Raw genomic sequence first — 230 nt, 5'->3', positions numbered from 1 at the left:
CTAGCGATGTTCACACCAGCAGCCTTTGAGTAAACATATGAAGTAAGACCTGAACAGTCAAAACCGTTAGCACCGGTACCGCCCCATACGTAATTCTTACCAAGTTGTGCTTCAGCTAAAGTAACAATAGCTGATACATCGCCGGTTGCTTGAACTGACTTCTTAGACTTCTTTGGCTTAGCAGCTGTTGCAGTAGCTTGAGTTGTAGTATTCTTAGTTACTGTATTACC

1 protein-coding gene is annotated in these 230 nt (G+C 43.0%); it reads right to left on the bottom strand.

What is annotated here, in order from left to right; translation table 11 throughout:
• Nucleotides 1-230 (bottom strand): C40 family peptidase (locus tag AC2FA3_RS15690; protein WP_490510411.1); only part of this gene is annotated, 230 nt, incomplete at both ends.

The organism is Janibacter sp. CoH_79_TC_3 (assembly GCF_058197955.1).
Note: the sequence above shows the minus strand (reverse complement) of the source record. Positions and strands in the feature narration are given on the sequence as shown.